At 71.0% G+C, this 6,399-nt stretch carries 6 protein-coding genes and 1 pseudogene; 4 read left to right on the top strand and 3 right to left on the bottom strand.

Features of this window, described 5'->3' with window-relative positions; all coding sequences use genetic code 11:
• Positions 1-346 precede the first annotated feature (346 nt).
• Entirely contained in the window at positions 347-1,531 is a 1,185-nt protein-coding gene (locus tag AB0M56_RS37830) for a chromosome segregation protein (protein WP_364185323.1), read from the bottom strand.
• A gap of 224 nt (positions 1,532-1,755) precedes the next feature.
• Here AB0M56_RS37830 and AB0M56_RS37825 point away from each other — a divergent pair, with 224 nt between their 5' ends.
• Both AB0M56_RS37825 and AB0M56_RS37820 read left to right on the top strand, forming a co-directional pair.
• Positions 1,756-2,124: an SPW repeat protein gene (locus AB0M56_RS37825; RefSeq protein ID WP_364185321.1), complete on the top strand. Its 369-nt coding sequence runs from the start codon at positions 1,756-1,758 to the stop codon at positions 2,122-2,124.
• A 10-nt stretch (positions 2,125-2,134) separates the two neighbouring features.
• A complete protein-coding gene (locus AB0M56_RS37820; protein WP_364185319.1) occupies positions 2,135-2,707 on the top strand; it encodes a TetR/AcrR family transcriptional regulator in 573 nt (190 codons plus the stop codon).
• Here the strand turns inward: AB0M56_RS37820 and mce are convergent.
• Entirely contained in the window at positions 2,704-3,162 is a 459-nt protein-coding gene (gene mce / locus AB0M56_RS37815) for a methylmalonyl-CoA epimerase (RefSeq protein WP_360591619.1), read from the bottom strand. The two genes, AB0M56_RS37820 and mce, sit on opposite strands and share 4 nt — an antisense overlap.
• Before the next feature lie 154 nt (positions 3,163-3,316).
• On the opposite strand from mce, the gene AB0M56_RS37810 reads away from it, so the two are divergent.
• The gene (locus AB0M56_RS37810; protein ID WP_364185317.1) at positions 3,317-4,507 is read left to right on the top strand and encodes an acetyl-CoA C-acetyltransferase; all 1,191 of its coding nucleotides are present in this window, start codon (positions 3,317-3,319) and stop codon (positions 4,505-4,507) included.
• A gap of 54 nt (positions 4,508-4,561) precedes the next feature.
• On the opposite strand, the gene AB0M56_RS37805 is transcribed toward AB0M56_RS37810, so the two are convergent.
• Complete coding sequence (locus AB0M56_RS37805) at positions 4,562-5,566, bottom strand: hypothetical protein (protein WP_364185315.1); 1,005 nt, start codon at positions 5,564-5,566, stop codon at positions 4,562-4,564.
• Between the two features lie 124 nt (positions 5,567-5,690).
• Between AB0M56_RS37805 and AB0M56_RS37800 the strand changes: the two are divergent.
• Positions 5,691-6,399, top strand: a pseudogene (locus AB0M56_RS37800) (peptidylprolyl isomerase).

Raw genomic sequence — 6,399 nt, 5'->3', positions numbered from 1 at the left:
GGCCCGGGCTCCGGCGCGGGGGGCCTGTACGCCTTTTGGCGGGGGGGGGCTAGGGGCGGTCGGATCGGCCGGGGGCCGATCGCACCGCCCGATCCCCACACCGGCGCGATCTCGCGCTGTGGTTGCCTCCAGGGCCTTGGCCGTTCGATCTGTCGCGTCGGGTGCGGTCCGTCGCGTTGGGTGCGTGTCGGAGTGGCTTGCCGCTGAGGCCTTCGCTGGGTTGCGCGGGGCCCGGAGGCCCGGGCAAGTGCCAGAGGCTCGGGGAAGTGGGAGTGGTCTGGCCAGGACAGCCAGCAACCCGGGTCGGGGACCCGGGTTGCTGGAACAGACTCGCCTCGTTCGGAGGTCAGTCGCCGGTGGGTTTGCCGGCCCGGCTGGAGGTGGGCTGCGGCTGGGGCTTCGGGATGTCGCCGGTGCGGAGGCGGACCGTCTTCTCGACGTCGCCCTCGGCCGAACCCGAACCCGGACCGGCGGGAGCGGCAGCCGCGACCGGGGTCTTCGGCCCGGTGGAAGCCTTGATGTCCGCCGGCACCAGCGTGTCCGTCTCGCCGAGCACGTGGTGGGCCTCGGCCAGCACCGTGCGCGCCTGGCGCACCTGCTCGGCCAAGCTGGTCCGGACGTTGCGCAGCGCCTCGACGCGCTCGTTGGCCTGCGTGATGCGGCGGTTCGACTCGTCGGTGGCCGTGCGGACGCGGCGGCGGGCCTCGTCGGCGGCTTCGGCGAGGCGGGCGTTGGCCTCGGTGATCGAGTCCTGCTTGCGCTTGTTCGCGTCGGCGACGGACTCGCGCTGGCGGCGCTCGATGTCGCCGCGGGCCGCTGTTTCTTCTTCCAGCACCTTGGCGCGGATGGCGGCGGCGTCCTCGGCGGCTTCGCGCACGCGGCGCTCGGCTTCGGCCTTCGACGCGGCCTCTTGCTCGGCCAGCACGCGCATCGCCTCGGTGCGGCGGGCGGCCATGGCGATCTCGAAGTCCTCTTCGACCTGCGTGCGGCGGGCCTCGGACTCCGCGTCGAGCTTGTTGCGCTCGGCCTCGGCCTTGTCGGTGATCGACTTCGCCTCGGCGCGGGCGTCCTCGAGGACCTTGCGGTGCTCGGCTTCCATCTCCTTGCGGCGCAGGTCGAGCTCGGTGAGCAGCTGCTCGTACCGCGCGCGCATGGCGCTGGCGTCGGTCTCCGCCTTGGCGCGGATGTGGCCGGCCTCGGCCTCGGCGCGCGCCCGCGTGTCGGCGGACTCGTCCTGCGCCAGGCGCAGCATTCGCTGCAGCCGCTCGGACAGGCCCTCGACGCTCGTCGGCGGCTGCGCCAGCCGGTCGACCTGCCCGCGCAGGTCGGCGATCTCACCGCGCGCGATCTCCAGCTGCCGGGCGAGATCACCCGCCTGAGCGATGGCGGCGTCGCGGTCGCCGGTGAGCATCTTCAGGTCGGAGTCCAGCCGTTCCAGGTGTTCGTCGACCTGCGCTCGGCTGTAGCCGCGCTTCGCCACGTCGAAGCCGGCTCCCAGCGGCACAAGCTCCCGTTCCTCGCCAAGGCTCATGGCCCTACCGTAGCCGCTACGGGGTCACGGACGGGTGAGCACCCACGGTGTCCGGACGACCCTGCGCCGAGCGGCGGAACACAGTAGCCCGATGGCTGAAAACCACGCCGGAACCGGTTGTGCGCAACTGTGACCCACAGATCTTGACCGGCCGGCCAATCAAGGCGCATGATCGAAGCAGGGAAACATCCTGAACAGCAGGTTCTCTGCGGAGGTGAGCACGAATGAGTGAAGTCTCGACGCGCGCCTGGACCCGGCCCCACGACTGGGCCGAGGTCGTCATCGGTGTTGTCGCCGCTCTTTCACCCCTTTGGCTGAGCACGGACACGACGACGATGTGGACGATGGTGATCCTCGGTGCGCTGATCGCCATCGACGGCCTGGTGTCGCTCGCGGCGCCCGGTGCCGTCTACGGCGAGGGCATCCAGATCGTCCTCGGGGTGTTGCTGTTCGTCGCGCCGTGGGTGATGGGGTACACCGAGTTCAACGGGGCGTCCTGGACGTCCTGGGTCGCCGGTGTGCTCACGATCATCGCCGGTGCCGCCGCGATGCCGATGGCCACCGCCGCCCACCGGACGGCGATGCCGCACTGAAGGAGCTGACATGACGGATGACTCGGCGAAGGAGCGGATCCTCTGCGCGGCTGAAGCGCTCTTCGCCGAGTCAGGCTTCGACGCCACCCCGACGTCCCGCATCGCGGAGCGCGCCGGGGTGCCGAAGGGTCTTGTCCACTACTACTTCCGCCGCAAGTCGGACCTGCTGGCGGCGCTGGTCGCGCGGCTGCCCGACGAGAACATCGAGCCCGCCGCCGTGGTGGTGCCCGGTGACCTCGCCGGGTCGCTGCGCCGCCTCGTGTCGGAGCTCGACCGCCGCTTCACCGGCTCGCTCGGCCTGTCCCACCTGCTCTGGCGCGAAGCCGACACCCACTACGTGGTGCGGGACGCGCTGGGAGAACGCTTCCAGCACCTCGTGCGCCTGGTCCGCTCGGTGATCGTGGGCGCCACGGGCGGCCGCCTCGCCGTCGCCGACCTCGACAGCGCGTCGGGCCTGCTCGCCCGCGCCGTCAGCCACCGCCACGCCACCGCCCGCCACTCCGGCGACGACCGCCCCGCCGAGTTCGACGGCGAGCTCACCTTCCTGGCCAACGCGTTGTCGGCGAAGGCGAAAGAGTCCTAGCGCGCAGCCGGCTCCACCAGCTCCACGAGCACACCGCCGGCGTCCTTGGGGTGTACGAAGTTCACGCGGCTGTTCGATGTGCCGCGCTTGGCGTCGTCGTACAGCAGCCGCAGGCCCTGTTCGCGCAGGGCGGCCGCGGCGGCGTCCACATCGGACACCCGGAAGGCGAGCTGCTGGAGGCCGGGCCCGTTGCGGCCGAGGAACTTCGCGATGGTCGAGTCGTCGCGCAGGGGCGCGAGGAGCTGGATCATCGTCTCGGTGCCCGCGGTGCCAGGCGCGCGCAGCATCGCTTCGCGGACGCCCTGTTCCTCGTTCACCTCCTCGTGCGCGACCTCCAGGCCGAAGTGCTCCTTGTGGAACGCGATCGCTTCGTCGAGGTCGGGTACCGCGATCCCGACGTGGTCGATCGCGGTCACGAACGGGGTGAGCACGGCTTGGATGGACTCAGTGTTCATGGGGGCAGGATAAGGGCCACCGCCCTGGTGAAGCCCCCTGAAAACCACTGAGTCCATCCAAGACGTGCGCCCCCTCACACTGGCTCCATCAAGATGTCACGCGCCCGGGTATGGTCGAGAGACTGTCGGTGTTCAGAATTCTTGGGAGGACGACGTGTCCGGTTCCGTGATCCTGGGTGCGGCCCGTACCCCCATCGGTCGGCTGCTCGGCTCGCTGAAGGACTTCACCGGTGCGCAGCTGGGCGGCATTGCGATCAAGGCTGCGCTGGAGCAGGCCGGAGTTTCGCCGTCCGAAGTCGAGTACACGATCATGGGCCAGGTCCTCACCGCGGGCGCGGGCCAGATCCCGGCGCGCCAGGCCGCTGTCGCCGCGGGCATTTCGATGGACGTCCCGGCGCTCACGATCAACAAGGTGTGCCTCTCGGGCCTCGACGCCATCGCGCTCGCCGACCAGCTGATCCGCGCCGGCGAGTTCGACCTGATCGTGGCCGGCGGCCAGGAGTCGATGACGCAGGCGCCGCACCTGCTGCCGAAGTCCCGCGGCGGGTTCAAGTACGGCGACGTGACGATGCTCGACCACATGGCCTACGACGGCCTGTTCTGCGCCTTCGACCAGGTCGCCATGGGCGCGTCCACGGAGAAGCACAACACCCGCTACGGCATCACGCGCGAGCAGCAGGACGAGTTCTCCGCGCGCTCCCACCAGCGCGCCGCCGCCGCCATCGAGGCCGGTTTCTTCCGCGAGGAGATCGCGCCCGTCACCATCCCGCAGCGCAAGGGCGACCCGATCGTCTTCTCCACCGACGAGGGCGTCCGAGCCGACACCACGGTCGACGGCCTGGGCAAGCTCCGCCCCGCCTTCGCCTCCGACGGCACCATCACCGCCGGCTCGTCGTCGCAGATCTCCGACGGCGCCGCGGCCGTGATCGTCGCCAGCCCCGAGAAGGCCGCCCAGCTGGGCCTCACGCCGCTGGCCGAGATCGGCGCCCACGGCGTCGTCGCGGGCCCGGACGCGTCGCTGCACGAGCAGCCGTCCAACGCCATCCGCAAGGCCCTGGCGAAGGCCAAGCTCGACGTGAGCGACCTCGACCTGGTGGAGATCAACGAAGCCTTCGCAGCGGTCGGTGTGGTCGCCAGCGAGAAGCTCGGCCTGGACCCGTCGAAGGTCAACGTCAACGGCGGCGCCATCGCCCTGGGCCACCCGATCGGCGCCTCGGGCGCGCGGCTGGCCGTGCACCTGATCCACGAGCTGCGCCGCCGCGGCGGCGGCCTGGGTGCCGCGGCCCTGTGCGGTGGTGGCGGCCAGGGTGACGCGCTGCTGCTGCGGGTTCCGGCGGCGAAGTAGCGTTTTCTCGACGAAAGGCCGGGCAAGCTGCCCGGCCTTTCGTCGTTCACTGAGTCAGGCGTGCTGAGCTGCTTCGAACAGCGGCTTCGTCACCGCCGTGCTGAACTGCGGACCCACCAGATACCGCGTGCACCCCGCGTCGCGCTCGCACGGCTTGCCCGCGGCGTCGAAGAAGCCCGCCTGCGTGTTGTCGCCGACGACCGTGCCGAGGCCGGTCTTCGCGTCGAAGTCGCGCAGGCGCGGGCCGCCGCTGGAGCCGCCGCCCATCACGCACGCCGTGCCCCACTGGTTCGGCGAGTCGGGGAAGTCCGGGGTGCCCGGCCACTCGCGCGCCGGGCCCGTGCAGAACGCCAGGCGCGCGCCCGTGTACTCCGGCAGGCCTTCGCGCGCGGGGTCGGCCGAGGCTCGCGGGTAGCCGAACTGGTAGACGTCGGCGCCGCCGGGACGGTCGAAGCCGATCTTCTGCGCCGCCCCCACCTTGTCCTGCACGGAAACGCCGTACTCGCCGCGGTTGAGGACCACGAAGGCCTGGTCGTGGATGTCGAACTTGGCGCTGTTCATCTGGTCGTTCGCGAGCCACGTGCTGTCCGCGACGCCGAAGCGGCCGACGAACTTCCCGTACGGCGCCAGCCCGTCGTGGTAGCCCGGGACGAACATCGAATGGGCGTTCCACTGGTTGTTCTCGCCGAGGAGGTCGGTGTTGTTCACGCAGTGCCCGGCCGTGACGACGGTGCTGCGGTTCGTGCTGCCGACCACGGTGGCCGTGCAACTGGAATCTTCGCCGTGGTCGGTGAAGAAGAGCCGGCCGACCGTCTTGGACACGGCGTTGCCGGTGGTCCAGGGCGCGCCGTCGGGGCCGCCCGTCGGCGGATTGTCCGACGACGGCTGCGTGAGTGCGATCATCCGTTCGGGGGTCCAGTAGTCGAGCACGGCCTGCAGTTCGGCCGCGGAGACGGCCAGGGGCTGCACAACCGGTCCGGTCGCGGCGGACGCGACCGCGGGAAGCGCGAACGCCACCGCGCCGGCCGCCACCACGCTGAGGAAGAGGCGAGTGATCATGACCAGGGACGCTAGGGAACAGTTGTCAGGAGCCCGTGAGCGTTTCGTGAGCGCCCGACTTCCGCGGGAAGCCGAATGGCCCGGACCGTTCGTATACTGCCGTTCTCACTGGGAGGGATACCGCATGAAGAGGCTCCTCGTCACCACACTGGCCATCGGTGCGCTGTGCGCCGCGTTCACCCCCGGCCGCGCAGGCCACCGAATCGCCGACCACCACCCACGGCGCCTGCCAGTACGCGGAAACGCCGGACGAGCCGGCCGCCCGTCCCGTGCCCCTGCCGCCCGACCCGCAGCACACCCCCGACCGCGGCAAGGTCGCCGTCCCCGTGATCACCAACCAGGGCCTGCTGCCGCTGACCCTCGACCGCGCTGAAGCCCCGTGCACGGTGCAGAGCTTCCTGCACCTGGCCCGCCACGGCTTCTTCAACCAGACCACCTGCCACCGCCTCACCGACTACTCGACGCTGAAGGTCCTGCAGTGCGGCGACCCCACGGCCACCGGCGAAGGCGGCCCGGGCTACAGCTTCCGCGACGAACTGCCCACCGACCTGCCGCCGTCCACCACCAACCCGGCCGCCCGCATCTACTCGCGCGGCCTCCTCGCCATGGCCAACGCCGGCCCGGACACCAACGGCAGCCAGTTCTTCCTCGTCTACGGCGATTCCACCCTGCGGCCCGACTACACGGTGTTCGGCACCGTCGGCCCGCTCGGCCTGCACACCCTCGACCGCGTCGCCGCCGGCGGCATCAAGCCCGACCCCGACGGCAGCCCGACCGACGGCGCCCCGGCCCGCAAGACCGACCTGGAGCTCGTGCTGCCGCTCGGCTTGTAG

This window comes from Amycolatopsis sp. NPDC051372 (genome assembly GCF_040682095.1).
GTDB lineage: Bacteria > Actinomycetota > Actinomycetes > Mycobacteriales > Pseudonocardiaceae > Amycolatopsis.
Note: the sequence above shows the minus strand (reverse complement) of the source record. Positions and strands in the feature narration are given on the sequence as shown.

Coding starts and splice junctions, on each gene's coding strand:
- AB0M56_RS37830 (WP_364185323.1), bottom strand. CDS start 1,531: ATGAGCCTTGGCGAGGAACGGGAGCTTGTGCCGCTGGGAGCCGGCTTC.
- AB0M56_RS37825 (WP_364185321.1), top strand. CDS start 1,756: ATGAGTGAAGTCTCGACGCGCGCCTGGACCCGGCCCCACGACTGGGCC.
- AB0M56_RS37820 (WP_364185319.1), top strand. CDS start 2,135: ATGACGGATGACTCGGCGAAGGAGCGGATCCTCTGCGCGGCTGAAGCG.
- mce (WP_360591619.1), bottom strand. CDS start 3,162: ATGAACACTGAGTCCATCCAAGCCGTGCTCACCCCGTTCGTGACCGCG.
- AB0M56_RS37805 (WP_364185315.1), bottom strand. CDS start 5,566: ATGATCACTCGCCTCTTCCTCAGCGTGGTGGCGGCCGGCGCGGTGGCG.